Below are 17,443 nucleotides of genomic sequence, written 5' to 3'. Positions count from 1 at the left end.
GAACCGTCGGTCTCAATCGTCCGCGCTGGCGGGTGCGAGCGCCGACGGCGGGCCGCCCGGCAGTTCGTCGCGGTCGTGGGGCGCCTCGAGGTCGAGGTTCGGTCCCCGGGCGACGATGCGATGGGGGTTGACGTCCGGGTGGGTCGTGTAGTAGTGTTCTCTGATGTGGTCCACGTGCACCGTCTCGGCGACGCCGGTCGTTTGGTACAGATCCCGCAGGTACGGCCAGAGGTTCTCGTACTCCCTGATGTACTGCACGTTACACATGAAGTGCGTGTGGTACACGTTGTCGAACCGGATCAGCGTCGTGAACATCGCCACGTCGACCTCGGTCAGCCGGTCGCCTGCGAGGTAACGCTGCTCGCCCAGCACTTCGTCCCAGCGATCCAGCGCGGAGAACAGATCGTCGATCGCCTCGTCGTAGGGCTCCTGCTCGGTCGCGAAGCCGGCCCGGTAGACGCCGTTGTTGATCGGCTCGTATATCTCCTCGAGGATCCGGTCGACCTCCTCGCGGTAGCCCTCGGGGTAGAGGTCGACGTCCCGTTCGGCCGGGTCGTCGAACTCGGTGTCGAGCATCCGCATGATCTCCTTCGACTCGTTGTTGACGATGGTGTCCTCCTCCGTGTCCCACAGCACGGGCACCGTCACGCGGCAGGTCGCGTCCGGGTCCGCGCGGACGTAGAGTTCGCGAAGGTAGTCGGCGTCGTGGACGTGATCGGGCGTACAGCCCTCCTTCTCGGGGCTAAACTGCCAGCCGCCCTCGTCTCGGTAGGGGTCGACGACCGAGACGGAGATCGCGTCCTCGAGCCCCTTCAGCGCCCGCACGACGAGCGTCCGGTGGGCCCACGGGCAGGCGTAGGAGACGTAGAGGTGGTACCGCCCCGCCTCGGGCTGGAACCGAGCGTCAGGGTCGTCGCGGACCTCGTCGTGGAACGTCGTCTCCTGGCGCTGAAACGAGCCGTCCTCGTCGGTGTACTCGCCCGCGTCCGTTCGCCACTCCCCGTCGACGAGCATGTTCCTGGTCACACCCTCAGATTGGGCTCGAGCGCACAAAACCCCCCGCGGACATCGGTGTTACCGGACGTCGCCGCGGCGTCGGCGCTCCCGCTCGCGCCCTCGCGCCCTCGCGCCCTCAGAGTACGCTCGTGATCCAGTAGACGGCGACGATGGCGACGAGGGCGATCCCCTCGAGGCGCGTCAGTCGCCGTCCGGTCGCGAGCAGGACGGTGGCGACGGCGGTGAGACCTACGAGCCAGGCGAGCCCCTCGAGCGCCGCGGGGGCGATCGCCAGCGGTCGGACGAGGGCGGCCAGCCCCAGGACGCCGAGCAGGTTGAACACGTTCGACCCGACCACGTTTCCGGCGGCGATCGCGACCTCGCCCCGACGCGCCGCGACGACGGACGTGACGAGCTCCGGGAGCGACGTCCCCGCGGCGACGATCGTGACGCCGATCACCCACTCTGAGACGCCCGCCGACACCGCGATCCTGGTCGCAGCATCGACCAGCAGCCGCCCGCCCGCGACGACGAGCGCGAGGCCGACGAGGAGCCGAACGATCTGGCGGCCGACTCCACTCCCGCCCCTCGCCCACCCAGGTTCGCTCCCTCGAGGGTCGTCCGCGTTCGCGGTCGCCTCCGACTCGACCGCGTTCGACCGCCGCGTGGCGGCCACGAGCCAGCCCAGGTAGACGAACAACGTACCGAGCAGGACTCCTCCCTCGAGCCGCGAGACCGCAAGATCCACGAGCACGAGCGTCCCGAGTCCGGTCGCGACGGCCATCGCGAGCGCGTCGCGGCGGACCAGCGTCTCCGTGACCCGGAACGGGACGAACGCGGCGACGAGGCCGAGGACGACGCCGAGGTTGAACACATTCGACCCCACCGCGTTCCCGACCGCGACGTCCCCCCGTCCCTCGAGGGCGGCCCCGACGGAGACGGTGATCTCCGGCGCGGAGGTGCCGAAGGCCACGACCGTCAACCCGACGACGAGCGCGGAGACGCCCGCACGACGGGCGAGCGTCGAGGCCGCGTCGACGAGCCACCGGGCGCCGAACCAGAGGGCGGCGACGCTCGCGATTAGCAACGCGACGTCTCCGACAGGTACCGCGGTCATCGACTGGTGGTTGCACCCGGCGGACCAAAACGGTCCGTTTCGTCGACGGCCGGGATCGACCCCCGGCGCCGTGCGAGCGCCGCACCCGGTCGCGAGGGGCGGCCGACGAAATCCGAACGCTCAAAGGACGTCCGCGCTACCACTCACCCGATGGGAACCCCACGCGAGACCCGGCGGGAACAGGCCGAGGAGATCGTCGAGCGCCTCGAGGAGGCCTACCCCGACTCGACGATCTCGCTGCGGTATTCGAACCGACTCGAGTTGCTGATCGCGGTGATCCTCTCGGCGCAGTGTACGGACGAGCGGGTCAATACGGAAACCGAGCACCTCTTCGAGAAGTACGACGGGCCGGAGGACTACGCGAACGCGCCGCAGGAGGAACTCGCGGAGGACCTCAATTCGATCACCTACTACAACAGCAAGGCGGGCTACATCAAGGAATCGTGTCGGAAGATCCTCGAAGAGCACGACGGCGAGGTGCCCGACACGATGAGCGACCTGACGGACCTCCCCGGCGTCGGGCGCAAGACGGCCAACGTCGTCCTCCAGCACGCCCACGACGTCGTCGAAGGGATAGTCGTGGACACGCACGTCCAACGGCTCTCGAGGCGACTGGGGCTGACGGAGGAGGAGTACCCCGCGAAGATCGAGGTCGACCTGATGGAGCTCGTTCCCGACGGGTACTGGCAGCAGTTCACCCACCTCTGCATCGACCACGGGCGGGCGGTCTGCACCGCGCGCAACCCCGACTGCGACGACTGCGTGCTGGCCGACATCTGCCCGTCGGAGAAGGGCGACGGGGGGATCGACCTGGCGTCCGGCGAGCCCTGGTGAGACGGTACCACCGACCCGACGAACCGGTTACGCGGGGGCTCCGTTTGCCTGCGTTCACCCGGAGTTCCCGCTGTCTCCCGACACCTGGGCGATGAGGCTGACCGTGACCAGCCCGAGTCCGCCGACGACGTTTCCTGCCGTCACGACGGCGGTCACCGTCACCAGCGCTCCGACGCCGACGTCGGCGCCGAACTGCATGCCGAAGAACACGTGGAGGATGGTGACGACGACGTGATCGAAGGGACCGAGCGCCAGCAGGATCCCGACGATGTACGCCATCGCGCTCCGTCCGACGACGCTGTTGACCGACTCGAGGAGGTGCGAGAGCAACGCCACGAGCGCACCCCCGGCGATGGCGTCCGCGAACATCCCCATCGGCCTGCGGTGGACGATCTCCTCGGCGACCGTCCCCAGCGACGCCCCCGTTCCGGTGGGGAGGGCACCCTCGACCGACATGACGAACACGATGAGCGCGCCGCCGACCAGGTTGAGGACGAACGTTCCGATCCACAGGCGAAGCAGGGGCCGAACGAGCCACGAATCTTCGGTTTCGATCGCCGCCGCGACGGGCGCGAAGAAGTTCTCGTTGAACAGCTCCGTCCGACCGACGATCAGCATCACGAGCGCCAGGCCGAACGCGAGCGCGCCCGGAAGCTTGGCCGCGTCACCGATTCTCGGCTCGAGGACCGCGTGGACGATGCCGAGCGCGGCGATGCCGAAGACGACCGTGAATCCCGCGATGAACCCGGTCGAGACCAGTTCGATCGGCGACTGGTCGAGGCGGCGCTGTCCCTCTTCGGCCGCCCGGTCGAAGATCTCGGAGGGATCGGGTGCGACGGACATGGACCTGCCGGTCGTTCGGCCTCCCGACCGAAATACGACGTGCCTGCGCTCCCGTACGCGCGGATTCTGCGGTCGAGCCTCTCCAATGCCAGCGGGCGCTCGCCAGTGATCGTTCGAACCGTCGACGTACTTGGACCGTTGCCGAACTCGAGTCGTCGTGACTGGACCAGATGCACCGGACCGAACGACCCGTCGCAACCGCGAGATCCGGTCGGTGAGGGCGGTCGTCGACGACGATGATGTCGGTTCGTCCTCGAGACGGCCTCGGGGTGATTTCGAGAGCGTTTCCGGGCGGTCTCGAGCGCTCAGATGCGCTTCTCGATGGTTCGTATCCCCTCCGAGAGGGTCTGGCGCTTGAAGTACATCCCCTCGACCGCGAAGACGACCGCCGCGATGGCGACGACCAGCCAGAAGACCGCCGGCAGCTGGGAGTAGAGGTACCACGTTAGCATCACGAAGAACGCGGCCGAGCCGATCGCTCCGAGCAGCGGCGGCAGCGGGTTGAGGTCGACCTCGTCGCGCACCGTCAGCGCGAGCGCGCTCATCGAGCCGAAGACGACGATGAACGCCAGCGAGGCGAACTCGACGACCGCCTCGAGGCTCCCGAAAGCGGTGAAGGCGGCCGTCAGGGTGCCGATGACGAGGACGGTCCGGCCGGGGGCGGCGTCGGCCTCGGGATCGCCCATATTGTCGGGGAGGATGCCGTCGCTGATCAGGTTCTTCGCGAACAGCGCCTCGCTGAACAGCGTGGAGTTGAGGGCGCTGGCCGTCGAGATGAGGCCCGCGATCCCGACGGCGAGCGCGAGCCACTTCGAGATGAGCAGCGAGCCGTAGAGCAGCGCCGGCTCGGGCTGGGCGGCGATCACCTCCTCGGGCAGGAGCGTCGTGATCACGAAGCCGACGAGGATGTAAATCGCCGCAGCGATCGGGATCGAGATGTACACGCCCTTCGCGAGCGTCTCGTCGGGATCGTCGAACTGATCCTGATCGTAAAACAGCAGTTGCCCCCCCTCGAAGGAGACGAAGCTGACGGAGGCCGCGAGGAGGGGATTGAAGCCGAACTGGGAGAAGCCGAGGTCGAGCTGGTAGTTCGCCGCGCCGTACCAGAACCCGATCATACCGAACGCGGCGATGATTCCCGCTTGCACGATCACCAGGTACCGTTCGACCGCCGCCGACGCGCCGGCACCGAGGAGATTCAGCCCCACGAAGGCGGCGACGAGGCCGATCGAGAGGAACTGTCGTACGGGGAGCCCGAAGACGTACTCGATGCCGATCATCATCTGTCCGTACATGCCGAACGCGTACGCGTACATCGCCATCGTCCCGACGTACCCCACGACGAGCGTCCAGCCGACGACGCCGGCCACCGTCGACCTGTCGGTGAGTTCCTCGATGTACGAGACCGAGCCGCCGCTGCTCTCGGTCGCGTCGTTGAGCTTGATGTACGAGTAGGCGCAGCAGAAGACGACGACCGTCGCCAGCGCGTACGCGAACCAGGTCAAAATGCCGGCGGCGGCGACGACGATGCCGATCGCGGCGTAGATCCCCCCGCCGACGATGCCGCCGACGCCGAGCGCGACGGCCGTCCCGACGCCGAACTGGCCGTCTTCGTTTCCGTCGTCGCCGTTCCCATCGGTGCCGTTTCCACCGCCACCCCCACCGTTTCCGTCGTCGCTCACGAGGCATCACCCACGGTTACGACCTCGTTCCCCCACGCGAGCCGCGGATTGACCTGCGAGATCGGGTGGACGCGGAAGTTCGAGACCCCCCGATCCACGGCGAAGCTGTTCGCGTACGTGCCGATCGGTAGGCAGACGCGGTCTTCGAGCAGCCGCGCGATCGCCTCCTCGTAGAGCTGACGTCGACGCTCGCGCTCGCGCGTTTCTCGAGCGGCCGAGAGCCGCTCCATGACCGCGTCTTCGCGGTAGAACGTACCGTTGGTCACCCCCTCGGCGTTCTCGTGGAACGTCGGGTAGAGGTGGGAGTCGGGGTCCGGGGTTCCCGAGGCCTCGCCGACGAACACCGAGTAGTCGCGCTCGGAGCCGGAAACGTACCACTCGAGGTACGACGTCTCGGGCTTCGAGATCACCAGGGCGCCGTGATCGGCGTCCCGGAGGCCGCCGGCCAGCGCCTCGCCGAACTCCTTGTGTACCGGATCCCTCGTCGTCAGGATTCGGAGCTGGCCGTTCGCCTCGCCGGCCTCGCGGAACAGGCGCCGGGCGCGTTCGGGGTTCTTCTCGTTGGCGAGGTCGGACCACTCGTCGGTCGGCATCCCCCACTCCTCGGCCACCCGCGGCGGAAGCGGACCGTACTGGCGCTCCCCCATCGGTTCGACGAACTCGGAGACCGCCTTCTCGAGGTCGATGCAGTAGCTGATCGCCTCTCGAACCCGCGAGTCGGTGGTCGGTCCCTCGTTCAGGTTGAACCCGAAGTACAACCACGTGAACCCCTCGCGACGGTCGACGGTCGCGTTCGCGACGCCTCCGACGTGATCGACGATCAGGGGCGAGACCGGCTCGATCGCGTCGTTGCGGTTCGTCCGGAGGCTCGTCAGCTGCGTTATCGGGAACTCGATGTGGGCCATCGTGACCAGCCCGATTTCGGGGGTCGGCTCGTCCCAGTAGTCCTCCCAGCGGCGCAGCGTTGCCTTCTTCTCCTCGCTGAACGACGCGACCTCGTACGGCCCGGCGCCGATCGGATCCGTCGCGAACGCCTCCCTGTCGTCCTCCCGCTCCTGCTTGGGGACGATCGGCTGGGTCAGGGCGTGCTCGAGCGCCGGGTACGGCTCCGAGAGCTCGAACCGGACGGTCCGTTCGTCGACGGCCTCCACCGAGTCGAACGGCTCGGCGTGCCACGCCGTCGGCGCGTCCTCCTCGACCGGCGCTTCGAAGGAGTAAACCACGTCCTCGGCGACCACGTCCCGGCCGTTCTGGAACCGCGCCCGGTCGTCGAGTTCGACCACGACCTCTCGGCGGTCGTCCCCGTACTGCGGTTCGCCATCGGCGATGGCGGGGACGACGTCGGTACCCTCGCCGTACGCGTAGAGCCCCTCGAAGACGCGCTCGACGGCCTGTTCGGAGCCGACCGATTCGGCCTCGATCGGATCGAGCGTGACCGGCGGCCGGAGGGTTCCGACCCGGAACGTCGGGTCGGGGCCCGTCCCGAGCGTCGTCGAACAGCCGGCCACCAGCGTCGTCGTCGCGCCGCCGAGGCCCGCGAGCAGGTCGCGCCGCGTCGTCCGACCGCCGTCGCTCGAGCCGACCTCCGCGCGCCACCGGTCTTCGACGTCGGCCGGTGGGGCAGCCGGATCGTCGCCGCTATCTCGTCGCATCGAGAACTCGTCGTACCACTACCGCCGGCGAACCGTTGGGCGGTCGGCCTGCTAGTGACGGCGTACTTCGTCACCGTCGGGTGACCGAATCGCCGTCGAACTCGGTCGTCCCTCCGCGCGGAGGCTGCGGCGATCAGATGTCCCGGCGCCGAAACAGCACCTGCGCGACGACCACGAGGACGAGGAACGCGACGAGCAGGATCCCGGCGTCGGCGTACGCGTACGTCTCGTGGACGAGGATCTCGGTCGGATCGTAATAGTTCGTCGGACTCAGGTATCGGAGCCACTCGAAGCCGTCGGTGCTGGCGGCGATCGAATCGAGCAGGTAGAGAACGAACACGATCGCGATGGCGGCCCGCTTGGCGATATCGGCCCGAGAAACGAGCACGGAGAGCACCAGCCCGATCCCCGCGCAGGCGAGCAGGTACGGGATCGAGAGGGCGTGAACCGCGACGACGCTCGCCGGGTCGATCGACTCGCCGACGGCGACGACGGTAGCGTAGACCACGACGCCGACGACGACGTTGAGCGCGAGGATCGGCACCAGCAGCGAGGCCACCTTCTCCGCGAGCAGGCGCGCTCGAGAGACCGGGAACGACAGCAGGAGATCCATCCGGTCGCGCTCGACGTCCGACGCGATCAGTCCCGCGGCGCCGTAGGCGAAGTAGAGCCCGAGCAGGAGCAGCCAGACGAAGTTGTAGAGTTCGACCGCGAGGAACCCCTCGATCGTCGAGATCGTCTCGATCCCCATCGCGTCGCGAACCGCCGGCGGGTACGCCTGAATCAGTTCGTCGAGGTCGGCGTCTGCCGTATCGAACGCCGGGAAGAGCGCGATGAAGAAGGCAGCGACGACGCTGATCCCCGCGACGAACGCGACGGTGCCGCGGCGGCGCCGACGCACCTCGTACCGGGTCGTCTCAAACATCGGCGTCCACCTCCTCGGCGCGCTCGGATCCGTCTCCGTTCGCGGCGGTCGCGACGGATTCGGATTCCGGCTCCGACTCGCTCCCGTAGAAGTGCATGAACACGTCCTCGAGCGGCGGCTCGCTGATCGTCACGTCGACCACGTCGTGCTCGGCCAGGTGACCGATCAGGGCGTTGTACTCGCCGACGTAGGTGAAGTGTAACTCGTCGCCGACGGCGGCGACGTCGTGGACGCCCTCGAGGGTATCGAGCTCCGCCCGCACCTCGCCGACGTCGTCGGCGGTTCGAAGCTGGACGCGCTTCCCACCCCGCTCGAGCAGCGACTCGACGTCCTCGAGGGCGACGAGCCGGCCGTTTCGGAGGATCCCGACGCGGTCGCAGACCCGCCGTACCTCGCTCAGGACGTGCGAAGAGAAGAAGACCGTCGTCCCGCGGTCGCGCTCGCCGCGGACGAACTCGTGGAACAGCTCCTGTTTCAGCGGGTCGAGCCCCGAGGTCGGCTCGTCCATGATGACGAGGTCCGGGTCGTGCATGAACGCCTGCACGATGCCGAGCATCTGCTCGTTCCCCGAGGAGTACTCTCGGATCGGCCGCTCGAGCGGCGGCGTGAACACCTCGAGGAGGTCCTGGAGTCGCTCGTCGCCCTTGATCGAGGCGTGGTACTCGAGGACCGTCTCGCCGGTCACCTCCTCGTTGAATCCGAGGTCGGCGGGGAGGTAGCCGATCCGTCGCTTGGCCTCGAGCAGCGCCCCCTCGTCGCGGACGTCGGCGCCGAGCACCGTCGCGGTGCCCGACGTGGGCGCGATGAGACCGAGCAGCGTTCGGATCGCGGTCGTCTTTCCGGCGCCGTTCGGTCCCAGAAAGCCGAAGGTTTCGCCCTCCTCGACGGCGAACGACAACGAGTCGACCCCGCGGACGTCCCCGTACTCCTTCGTCAGCTCGGCGACCTCGACGGCAGGCATGGCAAGCCCTTGGTTCGCTAACCTGATAGCATCTTTGTCCGCCGATACGGTTCCCGCCGTTTACGCGTCCTGCGGGTTTCGGGGCCAGCCGCCGGCGAACAGCTTCGAGAGGTAGCTCAGAACCAGCAGGGAGCCGACGAGCCCACCCAGGTAGGTGACGTCGAAACCGTACAGCGCCTCCCGGACCCCGTAGGCGACGACGAGCAGCCCCATGAGCAGCGCCGTGCCGCCGGCCCACCGCGCGGCGTAGGAGGGGTCGACCGACTCGTCGTAGTTCGCGTGGAGGTCGACCCGGCCGCGGAAGGCGATCAACGAGGCGAGCCCGAGGATGAGCAGTCCGCAGCCCACCCAGACGGCCCCGCTGATCAGGTGGTACTCGACCATTTCGTCGAACGTGGGTCGGGCGAACGAATAAGTTCGCCGATGCTCGAACGAGGTCCGAACTCCCGGACGCGACGGGGAGACGCTCCCGGGAAACAGGTCGAAAAGCTGGGCTTTATCAGTGCGGGGAGCCACGTTGGGAGTATGCAAGGAAACCTGCCGCCTGAAGCACAGGAGAAGATCGAGGAGCTCCAGGGGCTCCAGGAGACGGCGCAGACGGTCGCCGTCCAGAAACAGGAGACCGAATCGAGCCTGAACGAGGCCGAACACGCCCTCGAGGAGCTCGACGAGGTCGACGACGACACCACGATGTACCGGCAGGTCGGCGAACTCCTCGTCGAAACCGACTACGACGAGGCCGAAGACGACCTCGAGGACAAGGTCGACTCGCTCGAGATCCGCCTCGAGACGCTCGAGAAGCAGGAAGAGCGCGTCCAGCAGCAGTTCGAGCGCCTCCAGGGGGAACTCGAGGACCTGCTCGGCGGCGGCGCGATGGGCGGCCCGGCCGGCCCCGGCGGTCCCGGCGCGGGCGGCGCCTGAAGGGGGTCCGTTCTCAGAACCCATGTCGACGAATTCGACGACCGAGCCGGACGACGAGACCGTCGTCCAGGCCGCCTCCGACGCCGCGGAGGACGTGATCTTCTCGCGGTACAAGCAGTCGGCGGTGCGCGACTACGACGTCACCGTCACCTTCGAGGAGGGCGTCCTCGAGGTCGACGTCTACCTCAACGTCCCCGGGAGCCAGCGCGACGAGTCGGATCCCGGTCCCGAGCGCGTCGCCGACGACGCGGCGCTCGCCGCTCGAGCGGCCGTCGACGACCTCTTCGGGGAGTGACGTCGACGCCGTCGACCGACTCTTCTTCGACGGCGACGATCCGTTCATCCTCGACCCTCGAGTGGGGGAGTCGCCTTTTGCGCGTCTTCTTCGACCGTCGTCACCAGAATGTCTCTCCCCGACCGTCGTCCCTCGAGCGCCGTCCGCTGAGTGGCATCCCTCGACATCGTCCCTCGAGCGTCGTCACCCGACGCTGTCCCGCGTCGACTCTCTGCAGGCCGGGGGACGGTTAGTCCAACCGGAAACCGTTCGCATCCCATTGTGTGAGCTATTTTCCCGGCGTCGGTGAACGGCTCCGTGTCCGATGAACGAAACGGAATTCGCCACCCACGAGTGGTGGGAGACGTACAAGGAAACGGTCAACTCCGACCCGGAGATGAAGGTTCGCGGCCACGACAGGTTCGACGCGAACTTCTACGTCCAGATCGGCGACGAGCGCGTCCTCGTCGAGATGGACGGCGGCGAGATCGCCGACCTCGTCCCGAATCCGACGATGAACCACCGGTGGCAGTTCGGCGTCGAGGGCGACCGCGAGGCCTGGGAGGAGTTCGTCCGGGAGGTGCCGCCGGCGTTCAACCACGAGATCATCGCCTCCCACTACCGGAGCGCCGTCCGCAACGAGGAGGGCCACCTCAAGTTGACGGGCGACAACGAGGTGATCTTCCAGAACCTGCGACCGTTCCAGCGGACGCTCGAGTTGATGCGCGTGGCCCACAACGACGGGGGGAGCTGAGATGCCCGAGTCCTACCAGGCCGGCGACGTCGAGCCGATCACGGGCAAGTACGTCCACGTCGAGATCGAGGGCGTCACCCACCGGATCTACTACGAGGAGAACGGTCCGGAAGACGGCATCCCGCTGCTCTGCCAGCACACCGCCGGGAACAACTGCCAGGAGTGGCGCCACCTGCTGACCGACGAGGAGCTCACCGAGGAGTTCCGCGTCATCGCCCACGACCTGCCCTTCCACGGCAAGTCGGTGCCGCCGACCAGTCGGGAGTGGTGGACCGAGGATTACACCATGACGGCGAAGAAGTTCACCGAGACGCTCGTGAGCCTCGCGGACGCGCTCGACCTCGAGGATCCGATCTACATGGGCTCGAGCATGGGCGGGAACATCACCCTCGAGCTGGCCGACTGGTACCCCGATCGGTTCCGGGCGCTGATCGGCCTCGAGTGCGGCGCGCACAGCCCGGGCTTCTACATCGACTGGCTCGATCACCCCCACGTGAACACGACGGAGGTCAACGCCTACGCCTGCTGGGGCCTGATGGCTCCCCAGAGCCCGGAACCGGCCCGCAGGGAGACGATGTACCTCTACGAGCAGGGAGCCAACGGCGTGTTCAAGGGCGACCTCTACTACTACTCGGTCGACCACGACTACCGCGACAAGCTGGATCAGGTGAACGCCGACGAGTGCCCGCTGTACATCGTCAACGGCGAGTACGACTACCTGACGACGCCCGACGACGGCCGCCAGACCGCCGGTGGGATCGGCGACGGGGCGGTCGCCGTCGAAATGGCCGAGATCGGCCACTTCCCGATGAGCGAACACCCCGAACTGTTCAACGCGTACGTCAAGGAAATCCTCGGCGACATCACGGGCGACCGCGAGGAGTCGCTCCCCGACGTCATCACGCCCGAGGACGTCGGCATCGAACACCACCCGCCGGGACCGACCCGAGAGAAGCCGGCCGAATAGTCGCCCGCCCTGCTTTTTCGCCCCGGAGGCGCCGGTCGATTCGCCGATGTCGGTCGATTCACCGCCACCGGACGGTCGGGTACGAAAGACTTATGCCATGTGTGAACAGTTTGCAACCGACAACCTCCATGCGGACCGAGAACGACGACCGCGGACGATACGCCGAACGACGGAACGACGACGGAATCGTGCGGATCTACGACACCGAGAACGAGGACGCCTGGATCGAATCGGACACGACCGTCTCGATCGGCTGGCAGACCTGATCGGGCCGGTCGTCGGCCGTTTCGCGGTACTCCCCGTGGCACTCCCTTCGCGATACTCTATTGGCGGATCGACGGGTGCGCGAACGAGGGAATCGAGGGTGAAAGAGCGGAACCCGGGTCGCCGCCGCTCACTGCATGGCCTTGACCCACCCGGGGACCGCGGCCATGCCCTCCTTGTCCTCCCAGCCGTGCTCGCGGAGGTAGGTCTCGAGGTCTGCGAACTCGAAGCCGAACCGGTCCTCGAGCGCCCCGATATCGGCGTCGTAGCCGACCTCGTTGAACCACTCGCACATGACGGTGAACTCCTCGCCGAAGGTGTCGTAGGCGTCCTCGACGGCGACGTGGACCGGTTCGACGTCCCGGCCCGTCACGTCCGAGAGGACCTCGGCGGTTTCGGCGAGCGTCTTCTCGTCGCCCGCGAGTTCGATCCGCTCGCCGACGAACTCGTCGGGGCGCTCGAAGGCGATCGCCGCGGCCCGGCCGACGTCGTCGGTGTCGATCATCTGCAGCGAAACGCCCTCCTCGAGCGGCAGGGCGATTCGCCCCTCCTCGACGACGTCCTCGGCGAACGCCTCGAAGTTCTGGAAGAAGAAGACCGGCTGGAGCACGGTCAGGGGGAGGTCCAGGTCCTGCGCGTGGCGATCGATCTCCCAGGCGGAGTCGAAGTGGGGGACGCCGGTATCGCGCTCGTGGCTGCCGACGCCGCTGAAGACGAACTGGTCGACGCCCTCCTCGGCGGCGACGTCGGCGAGGGTCTGCCCCTGCTCGACTTGCGTCTCGTAGCCGGCGGTCCAGAAGTTGGTCACCGCGAACACGGCGTCCGCGTCTCCGACGGGCCCCCGGAGGCTGTCGGGGTCGTTCAGGTCGCCCTCGACCATCGTCGCGCCGCGCCCCTCGAGTTCCCGTGCTGCGTCGCTCGAGGCGTCCCGCGTCAGCCCGCGGACGTCGAAGTCCGCGTCGGAGGCGAGCAGGTGGTCGACCACCGCGCCGCCCTGATTCCCCGTCGCGCCGGTGACGAGCACGCTGCGTCCGTCGCTCATGCGCGACTCACCTCCGCGGTCACGGCTCCCGCGGGGTACTCGAGGGTCGATTCGGTCGTCGGTGCGGGTCCGGTCGAACGTCGCGCCGCGATCAGTAGCATCACACTACCAGGTTCGGTTTCGAACCTATATGTCCGTTTGGCGACAACAGTGATACCAGCTTACGCCGGTGTTATCGGCCGGCGTTCGAGCCGGGGAAAACCGTTCGGGTCGATCAGGCCGCCGGATCGAGCAGTTCGATCGGGTGGGGGACCGACCGCTCGAGGAGGTCCTCGAGCTGGTCCCCGCAGGAGGTGCCGGAGGCGACGACCGTCTCCGCGCCGTCGAACTGCTTGGCGAGCGGCTCGCCCGCGGCGACGCTCACGTCGTAGTACTCGCGCTTGTAGCCGAACGAACCGGCCATACCGCAGCACTCGACCGACGACGTCCGGACGTCGTAGCCGGCGCGCTCGAGGAGGCCGACCGTCGGCGACTCGAGGTCGAGCGTCCGCTGCTGGCAGTGGGAGTGGTAGGCGACCGAGCCGTCGCGGCCGCCGAAGACGTCCGCCGTCGAGTCCGCGCCCGCGTCGTCCCCGCGTTCCTCGAGCAGTTCCAGCACGTACTGACAGACCTCGTAGCTCGCGTCGCGGAGCCGCTCGTACGACGGTCTGGGGAGGAGTCGCTCGTACTCGCGGTGGAACAGCGCGAGGTCGCTCGGCTCGATCACGACCACGTCGTACCCCGCGTCGAGGTCCTCGGCGAGCGCGGCGTAGAGGCGGCTGGCGCGCTCGTCGGCCGTGGCGATCATGCCCTGCGAGAGGGGTGCGCGGCCGCTCTCCGGAAGGGACGGGACGCGAACCGCGACGTTCAGCGATTCGAGGACGCGAACGGCGGCCTTCCCGCGCTCGGGGTCGACGTAGTTCGTGTAGACGTCGGGGTAGAGGATCACCTCGCGGTCGGCGGTGCCGGGGTCGACCCGGGAGCCGCCGCGCGATTCGAACCAGTCCACCAGCGTCTCCCGTCGGAACGATGGCAGGTCGCGGCGCCGATCGATGCCGAGGGTGCGCTCGAGGAGCGACCGCACGGGACCCGTCTCGACCAGCCGGTTCGACACCGGCGCGGTCGCGCTGGCGAGGCGGGCGACGGTCTCGAAGTTCCCGAAGAAGCGCTTCTGGAGGTCGATCCCGCTCCCGTCGGGTTCGGCGTCGGGCGTGAGCCCGTCGACGAGGAAGTCGTACGGGTCGGTCTCGCCGGTGCGGTTGATCCGATCCCGGACGACGGTGTTGATCCACGGGATGTCGATCTTGACGGGGCAGGCGTCGACGCAGCGCGTACAGCCCGTGCAGAGGTCGTTGAACTCCGCCGCGCTGTCGTAGCCGTGGACGCCGGCCTCCCAGCCGGTGGCGATCCCGCCCGAGTAGGTCTCGCCGCCGAAACCGTGGCCGCCAAGCTGCTGGAAGTTCGCGCAGACGTTCGAGCAGGCCCCGCAACGGACGCAGTAGAGCGTCTCCCGGAGCTGGTCGTCCTCGCGCATCTCCGTCCGGCCGTTGTCGAGGAGGACGAGGTGGAACTCGCGTTCCCGTTCGCCGTCGGGAGCGGACCCGTCACCGTCCCCCGCGTCGCCGAACTCGAGCGTCGGCGAGTCGGTCGGCGGCGAGAGCATCGTCAGGTACTGGGACATCGGCTGGCCGGTCGCGCTCTTCGAGAGCAACTCGACGAACGGCTCGAGGTCCGTGATCGTCGGGATCAGCTTCTCGACGCCCGCGATTGCGACGTGGGTATCCGGCGTGACGGCGCACTTACGGGCGTTCCCCTCGTTCGTCACGAGGACGACCGTGCCGCTGTCGGCGAGCACGAAGTTCGCGCCGGTGACCCCCACGTCCGCCTCGCGGATCCGCTCGCCCACGTAGTCGCGGGCGAAGTTCGTCAACTCCTCGGCGGTCTCGAGGGGTTCGTCGGGGTCGAACCGCCCGTTGAACAACTCCGCGATCTCGTCGGTGGTCCGGTGCATCGCCGGACCGACGATGTGGGAGGGGCTCTCCTCCGCGACCTGGATCACCCACTCGCCCAGGTCCGTCTCGTAGACGTCGACGCCCTCCGCCTCGAGGGCGTCGTTGAGGTCGATCTCCTCGGTCGTCATCGACTTGCTCTTGACGACCGTCTCGCCGTCTCGCTCGGCGACGACCTCGTTGACGTACCGATTCGCGTCCGCCGCGTCCTCCGCGAGGTAGACGGAGCCGCCGTTGTCCTCGACCGATTCTCGAACCGTCTCGATCAGTTCCGGCAGCCGATCGATCGCGTCCTCCTTGATCGCCCTGGCGACGGAACGGACGTCGTCCGCGTCCTCGAGGTTGTCGAGGGCCATGTACCGCCGGTGGTTGACGACGCTCGTCCGGGCGTACATCGCCGGCCCCTCGGTCTGGAGGAGGTGACGGAGGTGCGCCCGCTTCTCCTCGCGGTTCCGATTCCGCGGTCGCTCCCCGGCCGCCCCGGCGTCGGGTGGTACGTCGCTCGACACGGCGGATCACCGATCCTCCACGACGATCACGTGCACATCGTGGGGGCCGTGGACCCCGTCGACCAGTTCGCCCATGTCCGCCGTCGCCGAGACCCCGGTCGCGAAGACGACGCTATCTCGGCCCCCGGCGAACCACGCCTCGAGGCGGTCGAACGCCGACGCGAGGTCGGGCAGCACGTCGCTCTCGGCGACCACCGCGACGTGTCGGTCCGGGTAGAGGCTGACCGGTTCGTCCCCGTCCGGCGTCGACTCGATCGCGAGCGACCCGTACTCGGCGATCGCGAATCGGGCCGGCGTGACGCCCGTTCGCAGCGACTCGAGCGGCACCCTCGAGAGGTCCGTCTCGAGGTCGTCGGGCAGCGAGACGCCCTCGAAGGGCAGCGGGACGCCGGCCGCCGGCTCCTCGACGGCCTCGGCGATCCGTTCTGTGGCTTCTTCCGCCGTCGCGTACTCGACCGTGACGCCCAGGTCCTCGAGCGCCCGTTCGAACCGTGTGGCTGTGGTGGTTGCCATCACGAAGCACAACGGGTGGGGGCCCAATACCGTTTGCGTCGTCGGAAGGTAGCGTGCGTGCGGTTCCTCGAAGATCCACCCCGACGGTCGGACCGCTTCGAACGAGTCGATTTCGAATTCGCGATGAGCGCAGAGATGATGACGTTCGCGTCGACGACGAGTTTCACCTGCCAGACTTACGTCGGTTCGTCGTCGAGGCGGTCACGCGCACTCTCGTTGATTCGCTCGGCGAGTTCGTCTACGTCCTCGGCCGTGAGTTCACTGTCCGCGGTGAGTTCGTCCATCAGTTCGAGTTTCTTGACCTTCTCGCGGATCGCCTGTCGAGTCACCTCGCTCCAGTTGATCTCCGGGTGCTTCTCCATCCGGTCTTTGAGGTCGTCGTCGACGCTGACGGTGACTGTGGGCATACAGGATACTATGCATTCACAGAGTACTGTGTTTGTTGGTGATACTCGCTCGTCAGTGGTCTCCCTTCGACGGGTACTCAGCGATTACAACACCGAGCATCGATCGCTCAGTGAGACCGACGCGACCGGACTGAACGGGGTCGATCCGAACGGATCGATTACCGACGGGCGTTAAAGCGGTGATACGGTCCAGTGCTGGCCCGCCGATTCAGGCCTCCTCACAGATCTCGAGGAAGTTCTCGAAGATCTCCTCGCCCTCTTCGGTGTGGGCGACTTCGGGGTGCCACTGGACGCCGTAGATGTCCCGCTCGGTGTCGGCCATCGCCTCGACGTCGCAGACGTCGCTCCTGGCGGTGAGCGAAAAGCCCTCGGGGAGCTCTTTCACCTCGTCGGCGTGGCTCGCCCACACCCGGGTTTCGGGGTGGAGCGATCCCGTCAGCGGGTCGTCCTCGTCGACGATCTCGATCGTCACGTCGGCGTAGCCGCCGTACTCGCCGCTCCCGACGCGACCGCCCAGTTCCTCCGCGATCAGTTGCATGCCGAGGCAGATGCCGAGGACGGGGACGTCCGCCTCGAGGTACGCCGCCGAGCGGCCGATGCGGTCCATGTCCGGACCGCCCGAGAGGACGACGCCGTCGGCTTCGACCTCCTCCGGGGGCGTCTCGTTGTCGATTAACTCCGTGTCGACGCCGAGGTCGCGAAGGGCTCGACGCTCTAAGTGGGTGAACTGCCCGTGGTTGTCAACCACGACGATTCTCGTCATTGCGGGTGTCTAGTCGCGGTTCCGATAAAAA

General features: G+C 67.7%; 19 protein-coding genes. 6 read left to right on the top strand and 13 right to left on the bottom strand.

The features are described 5' to 3' along the window. Positions 1-12: 12 nt before the first annotated feature. Positions 13-1,014 (bottom strand): glutathione S-transferase family protein, encoded by a 1,002-nt coding sequence (locus RJT68_RS14595; RefSeq protein ID WP_407040383.1) that lies wholly within the window; start codon positions 1,012-1,014, stop codon positions 13-15. 118 nt (positions 1,015-1,132) lie between these two features. After that, complete coding sequence (locus RJT68_RS14590) at positions 1,133-2,113, bottom strand: calcium/sodium antiporter (RefSeq protein WP_407037285.1); 981 nt, start codon at positions 2,111-2,113, stop codon at positions 1,133-1,135. Between the two features lie 150 nt (positions 2,114-2,263). On the opposite strand from RJT68_RS14590, the gene nth reads away from it, so the two are divergent. Then, complete coding sequence (nth, locus tag RJT68_RS14585; RefSeq protein WP_407037284.1) at positions 2,264-2,947, top strand: endonuclease III; 684 nt, start codon at positions 2,264-2,266, stop codon at positions 2,945-2,947. 54 nt (positions 2,948-3,001) lie between these two features. On the opposite strand, the gene RJT68_RS14580 is transcribed toward nth, so the two are convergent. From RJT68_RS14580 to RJT68_RS14555, 6 genes are all read right to left on the bottom strand, one after another. Continuing rightward, entirely contained in the window at positions 3,002-3,790 is a 789-nt protein-coding gene (locus RJT68_RS14580; RefSeq protein ID WP_407037283.1) for a formate/nitrite transporter family protein, read from the bottom strand. A gap of 305 nt (positions 3,791-4,095) precedes the next feature. Then, positions 4,096-5,472 carry an APC family permease gene (locus tag RJT68_RS14575; RefSeq protein ID WP_407037282.1) on the bottom strand — a complete coding sequence of 459 codons (1,377 nt, stop codon included), beginning with the start codon at positions 5,470-5,472 and terminating at the stop codon, positions 4,096-4,098. Further along, positions 5,469-7,124, bottom strand: coding sequence for an ABC transporter substrate-binding protein (locus tag RJT68_RS14570; RefSeq protein WP_407037281.1), 1,656 nt, complete (start codon positions 7,122-7,124; stop codon positions 5,469-5,471). Before RJT68_RS14570 ends, RJT68_RS14575 begins: the two co-directional genes overlap by 4 nt. Before the next feature lie 133 nt (positions 7,125-7,257). Further along, the gene (locus tag RJT68_RS14565; RefSeq protein WP_407037280.1) at positions 7,258-8,049 is read right to left on the bottom strand and encodes an ABC transporter permease subunit; all 792 of its coding nucleotides are present in this window, start codon (positions 8,047-8,049) and stop codon (positions 7,258-7,260) included. Next, on the bottom strand, positions 8,042-9,010 hold the full coding sequence (locus RJT68_RS14560; RefSeq protein ID WP_407037279.1) for an ABC transporter ATP-binding protein: 969 nt from the start codon (positions 9,008-9,010) through the stop codon (positions 8,042-8,044). The genes RJT68_RS14565 and RJT68_RS14560 overlap by 8 nt, the downstream gene beginning before the upstream one ends. A gap of 60 nt (positions 9,011-9,070) precedes the next feature. Further along, complete coding sequence (locus RJT68_RS14555) at positions 9,071-9,394, bottom strand: hypothetical protein (protein WP_407037278.1); 324 nt, start codon at positions 9,392-9,394, stop codon at positions 9,071-9,073. A gap of 141 nt (positions 9,395-9,535) precedes the next feature. On the opposite strand from RJT68_RS14555, the gene RJT68_RS14550 reads away from it, so the two are divergent. The 5 genes from RJT68_RS14550 (at position 9,536) to RJT68_RS14530 (ending at position 12,192) form a co-directional block, all read left to right on the top strand. After that, entirely contained in the window at positions 9,536-9,931 is a 396-nt protein-coding gene (locus RJT68_RS14550; protein WP_407037277.1) for a prefoldin subunit beta, read from the top strand. A gap of 22 nt (positions 9,932-9,953) precedes the next feature. Beyond that, positions 9,954-10,226, top strand: a complete 273-nt coding sequence (locus RJT68_RS14545) for a DUF3194 domain-containing protein (RefSeq protein WP_407037276.1) — start codon at positions 9,954-9,956, stop codon at positions 10,224-10,226. Between the two features lie 304 nt (positions 10,227-10,530). Then, positions 10,531-10,959, top strand: coding sequence for a hypothetical protein (locus RJT68_RS14540; RefSeq protein ID WP_407037275.1), 429 nt, complete (start codon positions 10,531-10,533; stop codon positions 10,957-10,959). Position 10,960: 1 nt separating this feature from the next. Beyond that, positions 10,961-11,926 (top strand): alpha/beta fold hydrolase, encoded by a 966-nt coding sequence (locus tag RJT68_RS14535; RefSeq protein WP_407037274.1) that lies wholly within the window; start codon positions 10,961-10,963, stop codon positions 11,924-11,926. A 110-nt stretch (positions 11,927-12,036) separates the two neighbouring features. Beyond that, on the top strand, positions 12,037-12,192 hold the full coding sequence (locus RJT68_RS14530; protein ID WP_407037273.1) for a DUF7331 family protein: 156 nt from the start codon (positions 12,037-12,039) through the stop codon (positions 12,190-12,192). A 128-nt stretch (positions 12,193-12,320) separates the two neighbouring features. Here the strand turns inward: RJT68_RS14530 and RJT68_RS14525 are convergent, their stop codons facing one another. From RJT68_RS14525 to RJT68_RS14505, 5 genes are all read right to left on the bottom strand, one after another. After that, entirely contained in the window at positions 12,321-13,232 is a 912-nt protein-coding gene (locus RJT68_RS14525) for an NmrA/HSCARG family protein (RefSeq protein WP_407037272.1), read from the bottom strand. 214 nt (positions 13,233-13,446) lie between these two features. Then, on the bottom strand, positions 13,447-15,729 hold the full coding sequence (locus RJT68_RS14520; protein WP_407037271.1) for an LUD domain-containing protein: 2,283 nt from the start codon (positions 15,727-15,729) through the stop codon (positions 13,447-13,449). Between the two features lie 6 nt (positions 15,730-15,735). After that, complete coding sequence (locus RJT68_RS14515; RefSeq protein WP_407037270.1) at positions 15,736-16,242, bottom strand: LutC/YkgG family protein; 507 nt, start codon at positions 16,240-16,242, stop codon at positions 15,736-15,738. A 176-nt stretch (positions 16,243-16,418) separates the two neighbouring features. Then, complete coding sequence (locus RJT68_RS14510; RefSeq protein WP_407037269.1) at positions 16,419-16,649, bottom strand: hypothetical protein; 231 nt, start codon at positions 16,647-16,649, stop codon at positions 16,419-16,421. 208 nt (positions 16,650-16,857) lie between these two features. Further along, the gene (locus tag RJT68_RS14505) at positions 16,858-17,412 is read right to left on the bottom strand and encodes a GMP synthase subunit A (RefSeq protein ID WP_407037268.1); all 555 of its coding nucleotides are present in this window, start codon (positions 17,410-17,412) and stop codon (positions 16,858-16,860) included. Positions 17,413-17,443: the final 31 nt, after the last annotated feature.

Source organism: Halovalidus salilacus (assembly GCF_031852275.1).
In the GTDB taxonomy this organism is placed as follows: domain Archaea; phylum Halobacteriota; class Halobacteria; order Halobacteriales; family Natrialbaceae; genus Halovalidus; species Halovalidus salilacus.
The sequence above is the reverse complement of the archived record's forward strand: the minus strand, read 5'-3'. Positions and strand labels throughout refer to the sequence as shown.

What these genes read in the sequence shown, in the direction of transcription:
- RJT68_RS14595 (WP_407040383.1), bottom strand. Translation starts at nt 1,014, where the DNA reads ATGCTCGTCGACGGGGAGTGGCGAACGGACGCGGGCGAGTACACCGAC.
- RJT68_RS14590 (WP_407037285.1), bottom strand. Translation starts at nt 2,113, where the DNA reads ATGACCGCGGTACCTGTCGGAGACGTCGCGTTGCTAATCGCGAGCGTC.
- nth (WP_407037284.1), top strand. Translation starts at nt 2,264, where the DNA reads ATGGGAACCCCACGCGAGACCCGGCGGGAACAGGCCGAGGAGATCGTC.
- RJT68_RS14580 (WP_407037283.1), bottom strand. Translation starts at nt 3,790, where the DNA reads ATGTCCGTCGCACCCGATCCCTCCGAGATCTTCGACCGGGCGGCCGAA.
- RJT68_RS14570 (WP_407037281.1), bottom strand. Translation starts at nt 7,124, where the DNA reads ATGCGACGAGATAGCGGCGACGATCCGGCTGCCCCACCGGCCGACGTC.
- RJT68_RS14565 (WP_407037280.1), bottom strand. Translation starts at nt 8,049, where the DNA reads ATGTTTGAGACGACCCGGTACGAGGTGCGTCGGCGCCGCCGCGGCACC.
- RJT68_RS14560 (WP_407037279.1), bottom strand. Translation starts at nt 9,010, where the DNA reads ATGCCTGCCGTCGAGGTCGCCGAGCTGACGAAGGAGTACGGGGACGTC.
- RJT68_RS14555 (WP_407037278.1), bottom strand. Translation starts at nt 9,394, where the DNA reads ATGGTCGAGTACCACCTGATCAGCGGGGCCGTCTGGGTGGGCTGCGGA.
- RJT68_RS14550 (WP_407037277.1), top strand. Translation starts at nt 9,536, where the DNA reads ATGCAAGGAAACCTGCCGCCTGAAGCACAGGAGAAGATCGAGGAGCTC.
- RJT68_RS14545 (WP_407037276.1), top strand. Translation starts at nt 9,954, where the DNA reads ATGTCGACGAATTCGACGACCGAGCCGGACGACGAGACCGTCGTCCAG.
- RJT68_RS14540 (WP_407037275.1), top strand. Translation starts at nt 10,531, where the DNA reads ATGAACGAAACGGAATTCGCCACCCACGAGTGGTGGGAGACGTACAAG.
- RJT68_RS14535 (WP_407037274.1), top strand. Translation starts at nt 10,961, where the DNA reads ATGCCCGAGTCCTACCAGGCCGGCGACGTCGAGCCGATCACGGGCAAG.
- RJT68_RS14525 (WP_407037272.1), bottom strand. Translation starts at nt 13,232, where the DNA reads ATGAGCGACGGACGCAGCGTGCTCGTCACCGGCGCGACGGGGAATCAG.
- RJT68_RS14515 (WP_407037270.1), bottom strand. Translation starts at nt 16,242, where the DNA reads ATGGCAACCACCACAGCCACACGGTTCGAACGGGCGCTCGAGGACCTG.
- RJT68_RS14510 (WP_407037269.1), bottom strand. Translation starts at nt 16,649, where the DNA reads ATGCCCACAGTCACCGTCAGCGTCGACGACGACCTCAAAGACCGGATG.
- RJT68_RS14505 (WP_407037268.1), bottom strand. Translation starts at nt 17,412, where the DNA reads ATGACGAGAATCGTCGTGGTTGACAACCACGGGCAGTTCACCCACTTA.